The following is a 16,171-nucleotide window of genomic DNA, read 5'->3' as shown; positions in this document are numbered from 1 at the left end:
GTATCGCCCCCGCACCGCGGGCGGGGGCGAAGGTCGCGGCGTCGTACGACGAAACCGTGCCAGACCCTCGCCGCGGAACGACGCGCCCGTCCAGTCGACCGCGGTGACGTTCTCCGTATGCTCGGCCAACCCCGCGCCGGCGACCGGAAACTGCCGGTCGAGATGGTTCGGCGTGACGTCGACCAGCGGGTCGACGAGGTCCTCACCTGCTCGGTGACCGGCTCGAAGCAGCGGACTTCCGAGCGCCCTGTCGTACGGGAGGCGGCGCGTGCCTGCTAGCAGAACTGCTTCGCGGTCGCCTGACCGAACCTGGCGAACGCCGCACGCGTTCCCGAGCCGGCGATGCCGTCGATCTTGCCGGTGTACCCCCAGTTGCCGTGCTTGAGGAAGTACTGGAGCCCCTTGATCGTGGCCGGGCCGACGATGCCGTCCGTGACGAGGTTCCGGTCCCAGCTCCTGTTGAGGAACTCCTGCATCGCCTCCCAGCTCTTCGGGCCCAGGTACCCGTCCTCGGTGAGGCTGACGGTGGGCGAGGTGTTCAGGAAGCACTGGACGCCGGTGGCCTGGTACTTGGTGAGGCCGAGGTTGTTGTACGCGGCCGCCGCCGCGACCGCCGGCCCCGGGGCGGGCGAGGTGTCCGCCACGGCCGTGCCCGCGGTGGCGAGGCCGCCGGCGGCGATACCGACGGCGGCGGTGACGCCGACCAGTGTCTTGGTGAGAGCTCGCATGCTGTACTCCTCGATGTGACGTGCGCTTGAGGAAGCCGACCGTGGTGGCCGGCTCCACGACGAGACTGCGGGTTCGGCGGGATGCCCGGCCACAGGTGACGCGGAAGTGACCCCGTCCCGAGACGTCCCACGCGATGACCTGCGCAGACGCCCAACTCCGTGTCCATGTGGCGGGACTTCGACGACAGCGGGCAGGGCGGGCCTCGCGCCCGGCGCACGGTCGGCGGCTGGGCGGAGCCCCTGACGACTGGTGCAGAATGAGACCGGGAGACGGGGGCCGGGCCCGAGGTCGGGGACGCGAGTGGGGGAAGCGTGTCGCGCTGGAAGGAACTGCCCGCGGAACTGCATCCGCAGGTCCACCAGCTGATCGTGCGTCTGCGCAGGCTGAAGGACCACAGCGAACTGAGCACGCGGCGACTGGCGGTGAAGACCGGATACAGCGCGAAGTCGTGGCAGCGTTATCTGAACGGCAGGTCCCTGCCGCCCCTGGAAGCCGTCGAGGCCATGGCCCGCATCGGCGGGGACGATCCGGCCCGGCTGCTGGTGATGCACGAGATCGCCGCCCAACGCTGGGCGGAGGGGCGGACGGCCGCCACGGGCACGCCCGAGGACTCCTCCGCGACACCGCCGGAACACACCCCCACCGAGCGGCAGCCGTACGGGCGTCTCCTGCGCGCCGCGGTCGCGGCGGGTGCCGTGGTCACGGTGCTGTCCGTCTCCGTGGCCCTCCTGCTGGCCGTCCGGCTCACCGATGCCCGCGCCCAGCTCGCGCACGACCGCGCCGACGCCGACGTGACGACTCCGGCCACCGTGTCGGCGTCCCTGGTGCCGGTCATCTACAGCTGCCGGCTGGAGCAGCGTGACGGCCGCTGGTACGCGGGTTTGAGCCGCACCAGGGACATCCTCCTGTCCAACACCCAGGTGGGGCTCGAAGTGGCCGAGGCCCAGTGCCTGCTGCGCCGGGCGGGCACCGCGCCGGGAGACATCGACGGCGTCTTCGGCCCGAAGACGCGGCGAGCGGTCGAACGTATGCAGAAGCAGAACGGCCTGATCGTGAACGGCGTCATCGACCCGCCCACCTGGCAGGCCCTGCGGGAGGTGGCGCCCAAGTGACCACGGAACACACACGGCTGGCAGCGGCGCTGCGGGAACTGCGGGCCCGCGCGGGTCTGAGCCTGGCGGCGCTGGCGGAGCGCACGCCGTACAGCAAGTCCTCCTGGGAGCGCTACCTCAACGGCAAGAGCCTGCCTCCCCGCCAGGCCGTACGGGAGCTGTGCGGCCTCGCGAACGAACCGGACGGGCGACTGCTCGCGCTGTGGGAGATCGCCGAGGCGCACTGGAGCGGACGCGCGCTGGCCCCCGCATCCGCCCCTCCTACGGACGAGTCGCCGCGGGACCTCGCCCAGGAGCCGCCACCGCCGGACGGGACCCGGCGACGGCGACTTGGCCGAAGCAGGCTCCTGGTGGTGCTGGCGGCGGCGTACACCGTGGTCGTCGGCGGTGTCGCGGCCCTGCTGTTCCTCCTGTTGCCGGACTCGGAGGCGGGGGAGGCCGAGGCGCTGCCGGACTCCGTGCCGTTCTCCTTCGCTCCCCTGTGCCACGGAGCCGCCTGCGAGGGCCAGGACCCGATGCGCCTGATCTGCGGCGTCGGCCCCGACACCCTCGCCTCGTACCGCACGGCCACCGGCGCCCACGTCGAACTGCGCCACAGCGAGAAGTGCGGTGCGAGCTGGGCCCGGACCTGGGCCACCGAGATCGGCGACCGGGTGGACGTCACGGCGGGCGGCCCGACCCACGACGTGCGCATCGCGAACAAGGACGACGCGGCCACCTTCGTCTACACCGAGATGACCGAGGCCCGCCCCGGCACCACCGTACGGGCCTGCTTCCGTCCCGCGTCGGCCGACGGCGAACGGGAGTGCTTCGAGGCCCGCGTGGGCGAGACCACCGCCACGACCGGCCCGTCCTCACCCCGGTAGCGCCAGCCCCCACGTACGCCTCTGGACGCCGCGATGTGTCTCAGCGCGGTCCCCCGCAGACTACGTTCCGCCCGCGCTCCCGCCGCGCTCGGTCGGCTGTCGGAGAACCTCCGAGGTGATCGCCGATCCACCCCGGGCCTCCCGCTTCAGTCGCATCGTGAGGTCGATGCCCTCCTGGACGGAGGTCTCGAAGTCGGGGTCCTGGCGCAGCCGGATCCGTCCTCGGTAGTCGACGACGACTGTGGCCACGGCCGCGAGATCGGCCTCCGATGAACCTTCCAGAGCGCGCTGCACATCACTCTCGAAGCTCTCCTTGTCACCTGGGAACCCGAGGTCTGCCGTCAGAGCCGCCCTTACGTCCGCGACGGCCCGCAAGGGCAACAGTGAGTACGCGTCGGTCTCCACGACCTTGCCCTTCGAGTGAGATGAACAGGCCGAACCCGCCTCGGTCGGTCAGGAGGACGGCTGCGAGCCGTGGCGTACTGAGTCGATGAACAGGCGCCAGCTGCTCAGCCGCACGTCCAGTGTGGGGCCATCGGCGCACTTGGAGTCGCGTATCAACGCGCCATATGGGCCGTACGCGCACTCAACGCATTCAGTGCCGCTGCCCCCGCTGTACGAGGACTTGAACCAGCGGGGCTCAGGGCTGGCAGCTATCAAGACTCACTCCTTGCTGACCCGGTCGATGAGTTCGACCGAGGACTCGAGGTCGAGCGCCTGGGCGCTGAGGTAGTCGAAGGCCAACCTATATCGCTCCAGTTCCTCCGGCTTCTCCATGAACACTCCGCCACCGAGGAGGTCTACATAGACGACGTCCAGCTCACGGGCTTGGCCGCGAAGGGTGACGAAGCTACCGACTGCGGCGGCATGTGCTCCCAAGGAGAACGGTAGGACTTGAATGGTGATATGCGGTCGCTCCGCACAGGCCAACAGGTGGGTGAGTTGCTCGCGCATGACGTCAGGGCCTCCGACCCGGCGTCGGACAGCGGCTTCGTCGATCACGCACCAGATGCGCGGAGGCTCTTCGCGCTCCAGCAACTCCTGGCGCTTCATGCGGATGTCGACCATGTGCTGGACTTCGCGTTCGTCGCACTGCACCTCTGAAGCGCGATGGACCGCTTCCGCGTAGGTGCGCGTCTGGAGGAGTCCCGGAATGTACATGCACGCGTAGTGATCCTCGCGTACGACCTCGTCTTCCAAGGTCAGCATCAGGTTCATGGAGTCGGGGATGGGGTCGGCGAGTGATCGCCACCATCCTTGGATCTTGGCGCCCTTCGCCAACTCGACGAGGGCGAGCCGCTCTTCGTCCGATGCGGAGTACTCACGGCACAGGGCGTCCACGGCCGGCCACTTGACCGTGCCCTCTTTCGTCTCGTAGCGGCTCAACGTCGCCTTCGAGATGCCGACGCGGGAGCCCGCCTCTTCGAGCGTCAGTCCCTTGCGTTCCCGGAGCCGTCGTAGATCGGCGCCGAGTTGGCGCCTACGAGTGGTGGGTCCCACTGCCATGTCTCAGTCCTTCGCGTTGGTCCAGTAGATCGTGCTGCTCCGCTGGTGGCGGCGGCAAGACGGTGTGCGCCGGGGGCGCGTGACTACGTTGCGTGCCCCTGCCAGCGTCTAGTGAGAGTTCCATTTCGAGAGTTTCAATGCAACTCTGAGTCGCGACCACATCACAGTGAGGCATCGACGCCGGGGAGTGGACAGGACATGGATGACGCCTTTTGGAGCCCGACGCAGCCGTGGAGGCTGTCGTTTCTGGCGGAGGCCGATCAGGTGCGGGCTCTTCGACGCGCTCTGCGGATCCACCTGGAGCATTGGGGGCTGCGTGAGCTGACGGATGCCGCCGAGCTCTGCGTAAGTGAACTCGTCGCCAATGTGATCAAGCACGTCGGGCCGGGGACGCCGACCACACTGGTCGCTTCACTCGGGGGTTCCCACCTGCGCATCGAGGTTCACGATCCCGATGCGCGTGCCCTCCCGACGCTCGCCTGCGCGACTCTCGATGCGGAGGCGGGCCGGGGGATGACGCTGGTCGACGCCATGAGTGAGCGCTGGGGCGTGGAGCTCTCCGGTGATCGCAAAATCACCTGGTGCGAGTTCCGCATGGACGCGACCCGGGTCGAACGGCAGTACATGCCCGTGCCGCGGCTGGCGCGAGTCGCGGACGTGCTGAGCCTTTACGGCGATTCGAGGGCGACCCGGGAGCCGATCGTTCCCGGCCGGTTGGCGACGGCTACGGCGGAAGATGCCGCGATCAACGCCATTGCCGACCTGCTGCACTGGTTCCGCACGCAAGGATGGGACGTGGACGACGCGCTCGACCGGGCCCAGTCGCACTTCGAGGCGGAATGCGAAGTGCGACTGCCCTGAGCCGTTCTGGCCACGGTCGATGTACCTGGATCAACTCGCCTGAATTGCCGCCGAGTAGGACCACACATCGGCCGGGAGCGGGTGATCGAGGTGCCAGGTGATCGCCATCGGCTTGCTGCCGGTGTGTTCCACGTACGTTGCCGGGCCCAGAAGCATCCACGGCTGGGACTTGCCAGTGTCCGTGGTCGAGTACCGGCGCATGAACAGCAGGACGTGGGAGCCGCGACCGGCATGCTGCTGGTAGCGCTTGCCCGTGGCGGAATCGGGGGAAATCGCGTTCTGGGACTCCCAGTGGAAGAGAGTCGGGCTGATCGCGTAGTCCTTGTACCGGACGGTGGGCGAGAAGTCCTTCTCGTCCTTCTCAAGCGTGATCAGCAGCGCGTCCGTCCGGAACTCTTCCGCCCACTGCACGCCCTGGGCGAAGGATCTCGGCATCTGCCCACCGAACCGGGCGACGCCGAGCGCGGCCAGTATCTCCGACCGGTTGTACGAGCTGTGGACCTTCAGCGGTACAGAGCCGAGGCCATCGGACAGCGGGATCGGGACATGGTCGGCTCGGTCGATGACGTACGACAGCACCTGCCGGAGTTCATCCCTCAGGGCTCGCTGCGGACGCAGCGTCGCAAGCCCCTCCGGGTAGCTGGTGAACCCGCCCGCGTTGTCCCACAGGTTGAAGAACAGCATGCGGGCGTAGGCCTGGCCGGTCTGGTCGAGTTCCCCGTACGGAGGGGCGTCGTCCGCCAGAAGGCTCAGATACGCCTGCGCACGCTCGGGATCGTCCACGTGCAGGAACGCGTGGACTCGCTTGAGCAGGGCTTCCTCACCCGGCGTAGCCGGTTCGGTGACCAGGCCGGCACGACGCAGCACGAGGGTCCAGGAGTTGCCGTTCTTGTACAGCTCCTTGATCTCTCTGCGGCTCTCCCGGAGATAGTCGGCGAGCAGAGGGGTGCTGTACTCCTTGACCTCCTTCACCAGCGTCTTCACCGTGGCGGCCAATTGCGTCCTGATGTTCTCGAGGACCAGATTCTTGGCCTTGCCCTCCAGGATGATCTGGCAGCCCGACGGCAACTGCGGAAAGCCGCGCTCGATGTGCTCGACCAGCCGATTGCGCGACAGATTGGTCATGGCCCGGAACTGCTCCTCGAAGCGGAACTCCGCTCGGTGCTGCCCGATGAAGTCCAGGACCGTGAGGACCGGCTTCGTGTCGGTACGCCGTAGCCCCCGGCCCAGCTGCTGGAGGAAGACGGTGGCGCTGTTGGTGGGCCGCAGCAGGAGGAGGGTGTCCACGTGCGGGATGTCGAGACCCTCGTTGAACAGGTCCACCGAGAAGATGACCTGGAGCTTGCCGTCCTGGAGGTCACGCAGCGCTTGAGCGCGCACCTCGGACGACGAGTCGCTGTCGAGGGCCGCAGCCTGGAAACCGGCCTTGCGGAAGTAGTCGGCCATGAAATGGGCGTGCGCCTTGGTGACGCAGAAGCCGAGCGCACGCATGGCACCGGGGTCGGAGATCTTGTCCCGGACCTGCTTGACGATGATGCGCGCTCGCGCGTCGTTGCCGGTCAGCAGGTTGCCAAGCTCTTGATCGGCGTACGAGCCCTTTTGCCAGCCGAGATTCGTGAGTTCGGTCCCGTCAGGGATGCCGAAGTAGTGGAAGGGAGACAGCAGGTCGTTCTCCAGGGCCTCCCAAAGCCTCATCTCGGCGGCGATGCGTCCATCGAAGAATTCGTCCTGGACGTTGAGCCCGTCCATCCGCTCAGGGGTGGCGGTGAGTCCCAGCAGCTCCTTCGGTGTGAAGTGTTCGATCACCCGGCGGTACGTACCGGCCGTGGCGTGGTGGAACTCGTCGATGACGATGACGTCGAAGTGGTCTGGCGCGAGCTGCTCCAGCCTCTGGACGTTGAGTGACTGGACGCTGGCGAAGACGTGGGTCCACTCCTGCGGATCGGCCCCGCCGTACAGCAACTCGCCGAACGAGGCGTCGTCCAGCACTTCGCGATACGTACGCAAGGACTGCTTGAGGATCTCCTTGCGATGCGCCACGAACAGCAGCCTCGGTCGACCGGAGGTCGCCTGATGACTCAGGTCGCGGTAGTCGAGGGCGGCCATCACGGTCTTCCCCGTGCCGGTCGCCGCGACCAGCAGGTTGCGGTGCCGTCCGCGGATCTCGCGCTCTGCGCTGAGGCGCTCCAGCATGTCCCGCTGGTGCGGGAAGGGATGCACCTGAAGACCGGAAAGGTTGATCTTCAAGTCTGTGGTCGACACCGTCCCACCCGCCTGGGCGAGCGCCGCGTCGAGGCGTTTGCCGTCTTCATCCGGGTCGTACGTCTCGAACGCCGCGTCGTTCCAGTACGCCTCGAAGGTGGCCTCGAACTTCTCCATCACCGCCGGTGTGGCCACCGACGACAGCCGTACGTTCCACTCCAGGCCGTCGAGCAGCGCCGCACGGGAGAGGTTCGAGCTGCCGACGTACGCCGTGTCGAATCCGGTCCTGCGCCGGAACAGCCACGCTTTGGCGTGCAGCCGGGTCGAGCGGGTCTCGTAGTTCACCTTCACGGTGGCGCCGAATTCGCGCACGAGCCGGTCGAGCGCGCGTCGGTCCGTGGCGCCCATGTAGGTCGTGGTGATGATCCGGATCGGGACGTCCCGCTCCTTGGCCGCCAGGAGTGAATCCTCCAGCACGCGGATGCCGTACCACTTCACGAAGGCACAGAGCAGGTCGATCCGATCCGCAGTGGCCAACTCGGCCCGCAACTCCGAGCCCAGGTTCAGGTCCTCGGGGGAGTTGGTGAGAAGCGAGGTCTCGGAGAGGGGCGTGAGCGGACGGATCGCATAGGCACCCGGTGCCTCCTGTTCCGCCAGAGCCAGCAACTGCCTGGGGCCCTCGGCGATGGCGCTGACGGGCTCGGCGCCGCCCTGCCCACCGCCCTCTGCCGCCAGGGACTCGAGGACGCGGTTGGCGAAGGGAACTCGGTGTTCGGGCCGGAGCTGGTTGAGGTGGCGAGCCACTATGTCACCGACGTGGCGGGCCAGCACATGAGGTGACGATTCTGCGCCGACCTCGGTGTCGATGGCCTTCCAGCCCGCGGCCTCAAGGCGCTCCAGTTCACCGCGTAGGCGATCCGTGACCAGTTGCTCGTAGACTCCCGCGACCGGCTGCTCCCCACTCCGCGGCTGCTCCACCCCGACCCCTTTCCCCACCATGTTGTTGTGGATGCAGTTCTAGCAGGAGCCACTGACACGAGGGGTGGGCCGACTGATCAGAAGGGGGCCTTTCAAAGCCCGCCCGGTGTGAATCCTGCGGCGGGAACGATGGCCCCAATCAGGGATCTGCTGACCCGGTTCGCCACGTCCTCCGGCGCCTCGTGCTCCCAAAATCGAAGTACCGTCCACCCCTGGTCCTGCAAGTGCCTGGTCGTCTCCACGTCGCGGGCCATGTTCTTGTCCAGCTTGTTGCGCCACCACTCCGCGTTCGACTTCGGCTGCGTGGCGTGCTGCGGGCAGCCGTGCCAGAAGCAGCCGTCGAGGAAGATCGCGACCTTGGCTCTGGGGAAGACGATGTCGATCGTGCGGCGGGGCATGCCCGGCACCGGCACGTTCACGCGGTAGCGCAGGCCCGACGCGTGGAGCAGCCGCCGCACCGCGATCTCCGGCGCGGTGTCGCGGGAGCCCTGCCGACTCATGCGGGCGGACACGGAGGCGGAGGGCGGAACGGGCTCGGGCACGTTGTCATTGTGCCGGAGAACAGGCACGGCTTTCCGCGGGAGCTGTTTCGACCGTCGGCCACGGCTCGCGTTGATAACCTGCCGCGATGGACCAGGTGTTGGACGAAGGGCCGTTCTTTCACGGTACGAAGGCCGACTTGCGGGTCGGGGAGCACCTCACCGCCGGCTTCCCTTCGAACTACCGGCCCGAGATCGTGATGAACCACGTCTACTTCACCGCGTTGCGTGATGGCGCGGGGCTCGCCGCCGAGCTTGCCGCCGGTGACGGGGAACCGCGGGTGTATGCCGTCGAGCCGACCGGGGAGTTCGAGAACGACCCGAACGTGACCGACAAGAAGTTCCCCGGCAACCCCACCCGTTCCTACCGCAGCACGGAGCCGCTCCGCGTCCTCGGTGAAGTCACCGACTGGACGCGGCAGACGCCCGAGGCCCTCCGGATGTGGCGGGACCGGCTGGCCGCGATGAGTCGGGAGGGGCGGGCCGAGATCATCAACTGACTCGGCCTCCGGCGGTGGCGTCCGTCGGCTGCTCGGTCGGAACGCGCTGCGCCGCACAGGCGTTGCTGGCACCCTCTTCTCCGTGGACGCGGGGACTGCGGGCGTACGGGACCGACGTTCCCGGTCCGGCGCCGTGCGGCGGCCCGATCCGCGTCGCCGGTGGGGTGCCGCTGTGCGCCTCGGTGCAGTGGACGCCGGTCCGGAAGTTCGTCGGCGTGGTGCTGAGCGTCGTCGCGCCGACCGTCGCCGGGATCGTCTGGCGGGAGACCACCGTCGCCCCGGCGGGCGACACCCCGGCCCTCGTGGCCAACCTGGTGGTGCTCGCCGTCGTGGCCGGCATGTCGGCGTGGCTCCGGCGCAGCCGCCGCGGGTGGACGCGACCGCCGGAAGTCGTCCGCCGCAGGGGAGCGGATGGTTCAGGGATGCGTGCGGCGCGTTGCTCACGGGTCAACTGGAGCGTGAGCGCGCCGTGTTGTGTGATTTCGTTCCGCCGGGGGATGCTGGCGTGCACTGCGACGAGTCGGAAGACGGGGGCAGTTCATGGCAGGTGCCCGGGGGAGCGATGCCCTTGAGGCGGCACAGGTGCGGATCTGCACGCCTGCCGGTGAGGTGGTCGGAGCCGGGTTTCTCGTCGCTGTCGATGTGGTGTGCACCTGTGCCCATGTCGTGGCCAGGGCCGTCGGGGAATCGCATGCCGTGGAGCGGGCGCCCGGCACGCCCGTGAGCCTCGACTTCCCTCTGTTGCCCGGCCGTCCCGGGACACGGGCGAGCGTGGTGTCCTGGCGGCGCGGCGGGGCGGACGTCGCACTGCTACGGCTCGAGGCGGCAGTCGAAGGCGCACGCCCGGTGCCGCTCGTCGACGGGACCGACTTGTGGGGCCACACGTTTCGGGCGTTCGGCTACCCCGCCGGGGCCGACCTCGGGATGTGGGCCTGGGGTCTGCTGCGCGCGAAGGAGGGCTCGGGCTGGTTGCAGATGGAGGTGCCGGAGCCCGGGCCGCGCATCGTGCAAGGCTTCAGCGGGTCGCCGGTCTGGGACGACGCGGAGCAGGGTGTCGTCGGCATGACGGTCGCGGCGTACCGGAGAGCGAGCACCGCGTACCTGCTGCCATCGGCTGAACTGATCGACGAACCTGCGCTCGACGAGCCGCGCTGCCCGTTCCAGGGGCTCAAGGCGTTCACGGAGAACGACGCGGAGTTCTTCCACGGCCGTGACAGTGAGACCTCCCGCGTACACGATGCCGTGCACAGGCGTCCGGTGACCTTGGTGGCCGGGCCCTCTGGATGCGGGAAGTCCTCCCTCGTACGGGCAGGGGTGCTGCCTCGGCTGCGGGCCGACGGCATGAGCGTGACCAGGCTGCGTGCCCTGCCCGGGACACGCGCCTCGGCTGTGCTCGCCCGCACGGTGACGGGGCTTGTGGAACCGGAGCTGGACGAAGTGGAGCGGCTCGTCAGGGCCGAGCAGCTGGCCGACCTCCTGGACGCCCGTCACGACGTGCTCGCGGAGTTGCGCAGCAGGATCCTCGCCCGCGCGGAAGGCGCCGGTCACGTCCTCTTCGTCGACCAGCTGGAGGAGTACGCGGGCGCCATGTCCGAGGAAGCCCGCGATCTGTTCACCTTGCTCGTCTCCCTGGCGGGCGAGGACGGTGCGGCAGTGCTGAAGGTCGTCGCCACCGCGCGGCCCGACTCCCTCGACGTACTGGTGACGGCCGACACGTCCGACCTCGTGAGCGACGCCGTGCAGTTCGTGGCACCACTGGCCGCCGCCGACCTGGAGCGGGCGATCACCGCACCCGTCGACGCCGTACGGGGGTTCCGGTTCGAGCCGGGGCTGCCGAAGCGGATCGTCGAGGACGCGGGTGACGAGCCCGGGCGGATGCCGCTGGTCCAGTTCGCTCTCACCGAGTTGTGGAAGCACCGCGACCGCTCGATGCTCACCCTCACCCATGAGGCCTACGACGAGCTCGGCGGCGTGGCCGGCGCACTGGTCGGCTACGCGGACGGCAAGCTGGACCGATTGACACCGGCCCAGCGCAGGCGTGCCCGAAGGCTGTTCGTACAGCTCGCCCGTCCCGGTGACGGTGTCGCCTTCTCCCGCCGCCCGGCCCGCACGGCGGACCTGCCGTCCGAACTCCTCGGCATGGCGCGCCTACTTGCCCCCAGCAAGCTCATCGTCCTCTCCCGCACCCCGGGTACCGAAGGCGAAGAGATCGTCGACCTGGCACATGAGGCCCTGACCGAGCACTGGCCCCTCCTGAAGGACTGGCTTGTCGACTCCCGGGATTTCCGCGCCTGGCAGGAACAGCTCCGGACCGACCTGCAGCGCTGGCAGGACCAGTCCCGACAGCCTACGCATCTGCTGAGCGGCACCGACCTGGTCGAGGCGGAACGCAGAACGATCGAGCACCCCGAGGACATCTCCGCCGACGAGCACGACTACGTCCTCCTCAGCCGCCGTCACTCAAGGCGCGGTACCCGGCTCAGACGGGCCGCCGTCGCGTCGCTCGCCGTGCTCACCGTCCTCGCGGTGGCCCTGGCGTTCACCAACTGGCAGAGCCTGAAGCGATCGGAACGGCAGTTGCGGACTCAGGCGTCGGGCCTGCTCGCCCAGGCCGCCGAGGGCCGCCCCGACAGCGACCCCACCACCGCGTTGCAACTCGCGCTGGCCGCATGGAACGCCCGCCGGACCGCGACGACCCGCCAGGCGCTGCTCGACCAGTACGTGCGAGACCAGTACCTGCTCGCCGGGTACCCGTCGGTGTGGAAGGGCCGGGTCACCGGGATGGACGCCACCGTCGACGGCCGCACGCTCGTCGTCCGGTCGGAACCGCCCAGTGGAGACCGGTCGACCATCACCGTGGTCACCGGAGCGCTCGACGGACGACCCGCGACAAGGGAGCTGAGCGGCGTACCGGAAGGCGATCTGGTGACCGGACTCAGCCCGAACGGTCACTTCTTCGCCGCGAGCGCCGGCAACGGGGTGCGGCTGTGGCGGCTGGGCGGCACGGAGCCCCCCGCGGTTCTGACCCTCGGTGACCACGAGGCTCCGGAGAAGCCCGCCGTGGCTCTGGACTTCAGCAGTGACGGGACGAGGCTGCTGCTGGCGGTGAGCGACAGGTCCGACGAGTGCTATCGCGACGACCGGCGGTGCACCCCGGCCTTCGCCGAGGCCTGGCGGTTGCCTTCCGGTGAGCGTCTCGACGTACCGGCCGGGCTCGTTCCCGAGACGGGCCTGCGGGAAGCGGCGTTCACCTCCGATGCGAACACCGTGGTGACCATCGGCAGGAAGGACGACGTCCAACGCGTCGACGTCAGGGACTTCACCACAGGTCGGCTTCGGTCCACCTTCACCACCCAGGACGGCGGCGTCACCGCGGAGTTGCGAGCGGGCGGTGAGGTCCTGGCCAGGACCGACGTCACCAGGCCGTATGTACAGGAACTCGGCCGCAGTCCCGGCCGCAAGACCGGACTGCCCACTGCCGGAAGCGCCGAAGACGCCACGTCGAGGTACGGCGTGGCAGGCGCGGCGGACATGTACACCTCTGAACTGTCGGAGAAGGGAGGTTACGCCGAGCCGACTCTGACCGATCTGCGTACCGGGGACACCTACCGCACCCGCATCCCCACCTCGGGCAGCACGTCCGCGTCGTACGCGGGGGTCGCAGCGGTACCGCGTGCGGACGGCGGGCTCACCGTTCTCGTACCCGTCGGCACCGCGCTGATGGTCGTGCGCGGGGAACGGGTCGGCAGCGAAGCCTTCCAGGACAACAGCGGGACGGCCGTGTACGCCATGTCGCCGGACGGGCGTTCCGTCGCACAGGTCACGCAGCGACGTCTCGAAGTCCTCGACGCCTCCCGCACCCACCGCAGGGCCGTATCGCTACCGGCACCCGAGGACTTCGGGCACTGGAAGCTCACTTGGACGGCCGACTCGAGGCGCATCGTGGTCTGGCACGAGAACGGCGGCCTCTACCGGGCGTACTCCGTACGCGATCTCGGGGAGAGTGTGCCGCTGGGTGACGCCGTGCCGACGGCGAAGGAGGTGGACAGCGTCGCCGGGACGCAGGGCAGCGAGATCGTGCTGCTGACCGAGGAGGGCGAGATCGCACGTGTCGACGCCGCCGACGCGGCCGTGCGCACCGGCCCCTTCCCCGCCGACTCCGGGCCGCGTGCCACCGGCAACGCCGATTTCCTGGTGAAGAGTCAGCTCGTCCCCCGTCCGGCGCACCCCGGGCAGGTTGCCGTAGTCACCAAAGGCGGATCCGGACGAGGCGAGATCCTGCTGTGGGACGTCCGCGCCGCCCGCCGCATCGCGGCACTGTCGGGCCAGGCCGTCAGCCTGCCTCTCGACATGGATGCCGGCCTCGGCGCGATCGCGTTCGACGCAGACGGCTCGCACCTCGCGGTGCGGAATTCCGACGGGCGGGTACGGGTGTGGGACGTCGACCGCGGGAAGCAACTGCCCCGTAGCGCGCCCGTCTCGACCGGAGACGCCCTGATCGGGTTCGGGCCCGACGACAGTGTCCTCACGTACGACACGGCGAAGGAGCAGGTCCGGATCCACGACCTGGCGGGGGACGGCGCGTCCAGCACGCTCGTGGTGGCGGTCGGGCCCGCCACCAGCGGGTGGTCGACGGGCTCCGTGCACGGCCACCGCCTGACCGTCGACACCGGCGCCGTACGCCAGACCTTCGACCTGCGCCCCGACGGCCAGTTCCGAACCCTGTGCGCCGCCGCCGGGCGGGACTACACCCGCGCGGAACGCGAGCTCCTGCCGGAGGGGACCCCGGCGCGGCCGCCGTGCTCCTGACGGGGCCGCGGCATCGTGTGCGGGACGCTGTAGGGGGAGTCAGGCCCTCGGCGCCTGCGCCAGGAACCCCGTCAAACCGTCCAGCAGCATCCCGCTGCCCTGCTCCGCGCCGTCCCGTTCCTCCGCCGTGTCGCAGGTCTGACGGAGGGTGATCACGGTGTTGCGGGGGCCCTCCTCCGCGAGTTCCACGGTCATCGTCGCGGGGTCCGGGCGGCCGGGGATGTCCATGCCGATGGTCAGGGCCGAGTGCTCGGCGACCTCGATGTACGAGCCGGTCAGGGGGAACTCCGTGCCGTCGGGCGTGCGCATCGTGGCCTTCCAGGTGCCGCCGGGGCGGACGTCCATCTCCACGGAGCCGGGGACGGCGTAGGCCCACTGGGCGTACTGGTCGGGGGTGGTCCAGGCCTGCCAGACCTGGGCCGCGGGGGCGTCCAGGGCGCGGGTGAGGGTGTAGGAGAAGCCGTTGCCCGCCGCGGTGGGCGTCTGGTCGGTGCTCATGTCGTCGTGTCTCCTCGGTGGTGGCGCCCCGCCCGCTGTCGGCGAGGCTCTCGCACCTGTAGACGACCGGCGGCGCCGGAACTCATCGGCCCCCGCGCCGGTTTCTACCGACCGTGGCACTCCCCGTACGCCCGCCCCGACCCGCACCAGCAATCCGCCCCGCGCTGCGGCGGCCACGCCACCGCGAGGCCCCGGGCCGCCAGTGTCGTCGCGTACTGCGGGAGCAGGACCGGGTCGGCCGGGGACGCGCCCTCCGACGCCGCGAAGGCCTCGTAGGAGGGGACCGTGCCCGGGACCACGCCCAGGTTCGGGGTGCCCGAGGAGGCCAGTTCGCGCAGGGCCGCCTCTATCGACGCCAGGTGGGCGTCGTAGGAGGGGTACTCGGAGGCGAGGGACGGGTACGCCTCGGTCAGTTCCGTCAGTTCGGCGGCCGGCCAGTGGAGCATGGCCACCGGGAAGGGGCGGGACAGGGCCTCGCGGTAGGCGCCCAGCTCGGCGCGCAGGCGAAGGATCTCCGCCTCCAGGTCCGCGGGATTGTCCGAGCCCAGGGACCAGACGCGCTTCGGGTCGTGCAGCTCGTCCAGGGAGACCGGCATCGAGTGCAGGGTGTCGGCCAGGGTGTCCCAGTCGTCGTGGGCCAGGCCCAGCATGCGGCGGACGCGGTGGCGGCCGTAGAGGAGGGGGTGGGTGGAGTACGGGGGTTCCGGCACGTCCGTCAGGAGCAGGCGCGCGCCCTCCGTGAACGTCTCCTGCGCCGCCTCCAGCTCGTCGTGGGACTCCAGGGCCTCGGCCACGATCACCCAGGGGGCCGGGTCGCGCGGCGACGCCGCCCGCACCCCGTCGATGATCGCCCTGGCCTCCGCCTCGTGGTCGTACTCCCAGAGGTTGGACGCCTTCAGGGCCCGGACCAGGGACGGGTTGTCCAGAGGGGCGGAAGCCGCGGAGGACAGCAGGCGGTCGTAGAGCTTCGTCGCGGCGGGGCGGTCGCCGGACAGTTCCAGGTGGGCGGCGGCGCGCAGGAGCAGGGCCTCGGCGTCCTCGGGGTAGAGGCCGGCGGTGCGTTCCAGGCGGGCCGCCTCGGCGGCGTGGTCGACGTTTTCGGCGGGCGTGTCGGGGCGCATGGGGGACACCGTACTGCCGTGAGGTGACAAGGGTCAGCCACGCGGGGGGCCGGCGGACCGGGGCAACGGCCCCGCCGAGGCCTGCCGGGCCCGCCGGGCAACGCCGGTGACGCGGGCCGGGGCGCGAGTCCGGGGCGCGAGTCCGGGCGGGCGCTGGAGCACCGTCGGCAGGAAGCTGAACAGGCCGATCACCGACAGGCCCGCTTCACGCTGGTCACCGTGGCCGTGGTGCCGCTGGCCGCCGCGCTCTACGTCGTCACCAGCACGACGTGGAGCGCCGTCGAGCGGGCCGTGCTCTACCGCTGAACGCGGGCCGGTCCGGTGCGTGGCCACGGCCCGGGTGGCTACGGTCCAGTACGTGAACGGGGTATTGCGGAGTGGACTCCGGCCTTGGAGGATCGACCAGTCCTCCGACGGCCGTCGCGTCGCTGCCGCACCCAGGTCGCACAA

General features: G+C 69.8%; 15 protein-coding genes. 6 read left to right on the top strand and 9 right to left on the bottom strand.

All coding sequences use genetic code 11. The features are described 5' to 3' along the window. The first annotated feature begins 117 nt into the window (after positions 1–117). Positions 118–279, top strand: a complete 162-nt coding sequence (locus C4J65_RS36035) for a hypothetical protein (protein WP_162833144.1) — start codon at positions 118–120, stop codon at positions 277–279. Here C4J65_RS36035 and C4J65_RS11480 read toward each other — a convergent pair. After that, positions 276–728, bottom strand: a complete 453-nt coding sequence (locus C4J65_RS11480) for a peptidoglycan-binding protein (RefSeq protein ID WP_115742332.1) — start codon at positions 726–728, stop codon at positions 276–278. The two genes, C4J65_RS36035 and C4J65_RS11480, sit on opposite strands and share 4 nt — an antisense overlap. A gap of 312 nt (positions 729–1,040) precedes the next feature. Between C4J65_RS11480 and C4J65_RS11475 the strand changes: the two genes are divergently transcribed. Both C4J65_RS11475 and C4J65_RS11470 read left to right on the top strand, forming a co-directional pair. Then, positions 1,041–1,841 carry a peptidoglycan-binding protein gene (locus tag C4J65_RS11475; RefSeq protein ID WP_115742331.1) on the top strand — a complete coding sequence of 267 codons (801 nt, stop codon included), beginning with the start codon at positions 1,041–1,043 and terminating at the stop codon, positions 1,839–1,841. Beyond that, positions 1,838–2,707, top strand: coding sequence for an XRE family transcriptional regulator (locus tag C4J65_RS11470; protein WP_115742330.1), 870 nt, complete (start codon positions 1,838–1,840; stop codon positions 2,705–2,707). The genes C4J65_RS11475 and C4J65_RS11470 overlap by 4 nt, the downstream gene beginning before the upstream one ends. A 60-nt stretch (positions 2,708–2,767) precedes the next feature. Here the strand turns inward: C4J65_RS11470 and C4J65_RS11465 are convergent, their stop codons facing one another. From C4J65_RS11465 to C4J65_RS11455, 3 genes are read right to left on the bottom strand one after another with little or no spacing between them, the layout of a single operon-like run. Then, positions 2,768–3,112: a hypothetical protein gene (locus C4J65_RS11465; RefSeq protein ID WP_240330405.1), complete on the bottom strand. Its 345-nt coding sequence runs from the start codon at positions 3,110–3,112 to the stop codon at positions 2,768–2,770. Positions 3,113–3,160: 48 nt separating this feature from the next. Further along, complete coding sequence (locus C4J65_RS11460) at positions 3,161–3,367, bottom strand: DUF397 domain-containing protein (protein WP_308434154.1); 207 nt, start codon at positions 3,365–3,367, stop codon at positions 3,161–3,163. Between the two features lie 3 nt (positions 3,368–3,370). After that, positions 3,371–4,213, bottom strand: coding sequence for a helix-turn-helix transcriptional regulator (locus C4J65_RS11455; protein ID WP_115742329.1), 843 nt, complete (start codon positions 4,211–4,213; stop codon positions 3,371–3,373). Positions 4,214–4,411: 198 nt separating this feature from the next. Here C4J65_RS11455 and C4J65_RS11450 point away from each other — a divergent pair, with 198 nt between their 5' ends. Continuing rightward, positions 4,412–5,074, top strand: a complete 663-nt coding sequence (locus C4J65_RS11450; protein WP_115742328.1) for an ATP-binding protein — start codon at positions 4,412–4,414, stop codon at positions 5,072–5,074. A 30-nt stretch (positions 5,075–5,104) separates the two neighbouring features. On the opposite strand, the gene C4J65_RS11445 is transcribed toward C4J65_RS11450, so the two are convergent. Then, positions 5,105–8,275, bottom strand: a complete 3,171-nt coding sequence (locus tag C4J65_RS11445; protein ID WP_162833143.1) for a DEAD/DEAH box helicase — start codon at positions 8,273–8,275, stop codon at positions 5,105–5,107. A 71-nt stretch (positions 8,276–8,346) separates the two neighbouring features. Continuing rightward, on the bottom strand, positions 8,347–8,754 hold the full coding sequence (locus C4J65_RS11435) for a very short patch repair endonuclease (RefSeq protein ID WP_115746397.1): 408 nt from the start codon (positions 8,752–8,754) through the stop codon (positions 8,347–8,349). A gap of 128 nt (positions 8,755–8,882) precedes the next feature. On the opposite strand from C4J65_RS11435, the gene arr reads away from it, so the two are divergent. Continuing rightward, positions 8,883–9,293, top strand: a complete 411-nt coding sequence (gene arr / locus C4J65_RS11430) for an NAD(+)--rifampin ADP-ribosyltransferase (protein WP_115742327.1) — start codon at positions 8,883–8,885, stop codon at positions 9,291–9,293. Here arr and C4J65_RS36030 read toward each other — a convergent pair. Further along, a complete protein-coding gene (locus tag C4J65_RS36030) occupies positions 9,286–9,633 on the bottom strand; it encodes a hypothetical protein (protein WP_162833142.1) in 348 nt (115 codons plus the stop codon). The genes arr and C4J65_RS36030 overlap by 8 nt on opposite strands. Positions 9,634–9,833: 200 nt before the next feature. Between C4J65_RS36030 and C4J65_RS11420 the strand changes: the two genes are divergently transcribed. After that, positions 9,834–14,102 carry a trypsin-like peptidase domain-containing protein gene (locus C4J65_RS11420; protein ID WP_115742326.1) on the top strand — a complete coding sequence of 1,423 codons (4,269 nt, stop codon included), beginning with the start codon at positions 9,834–9,836 and terminating at the stop codon, positions 14,100–14,102. Positions 14,103–14,141: 39 nt separating this feature from the next. Here the strand turns inward: C4J65_RS11420 and C4J65_RS11415 are convergent, their stop codons facing one another. Continuing rightward, positions 14,142–14,600 (bottom strand): SRPBCC domain-containing protein, encoded by a 459-nt coding sequence (locus C4J65_RS11415; RefSeq protein ID WP_115742325.1) that lies wholly within the window; start codon positions 14,598–14,600, stop codon positions 14,142–14,144. Between the two features lie 104 nt (positions 14,601–14,704). Continuing rightward, entirely contained in the window at positions 14,705–15,721 is a 1,017-nt protein-coding gene (locus C4J65_RS11410) for an SEC-C domain-containing protein (RefSeq protein WP_115742324.1), read from the bottom strand. Positions 15,722–16,171: the final 450 nt, after the last annotated feature.

The organism is Streptomyces sp. CB09001, assembly GCF_003369795.1.
Lineage (GTDB): Bacteria > Actinomycetota > Actinomycetes > Streptomycetales > Streptomycetaceae > Streptomyces.
This window is presented reverse-complemented; position numbering and strand designations above follow the sequence as displayed.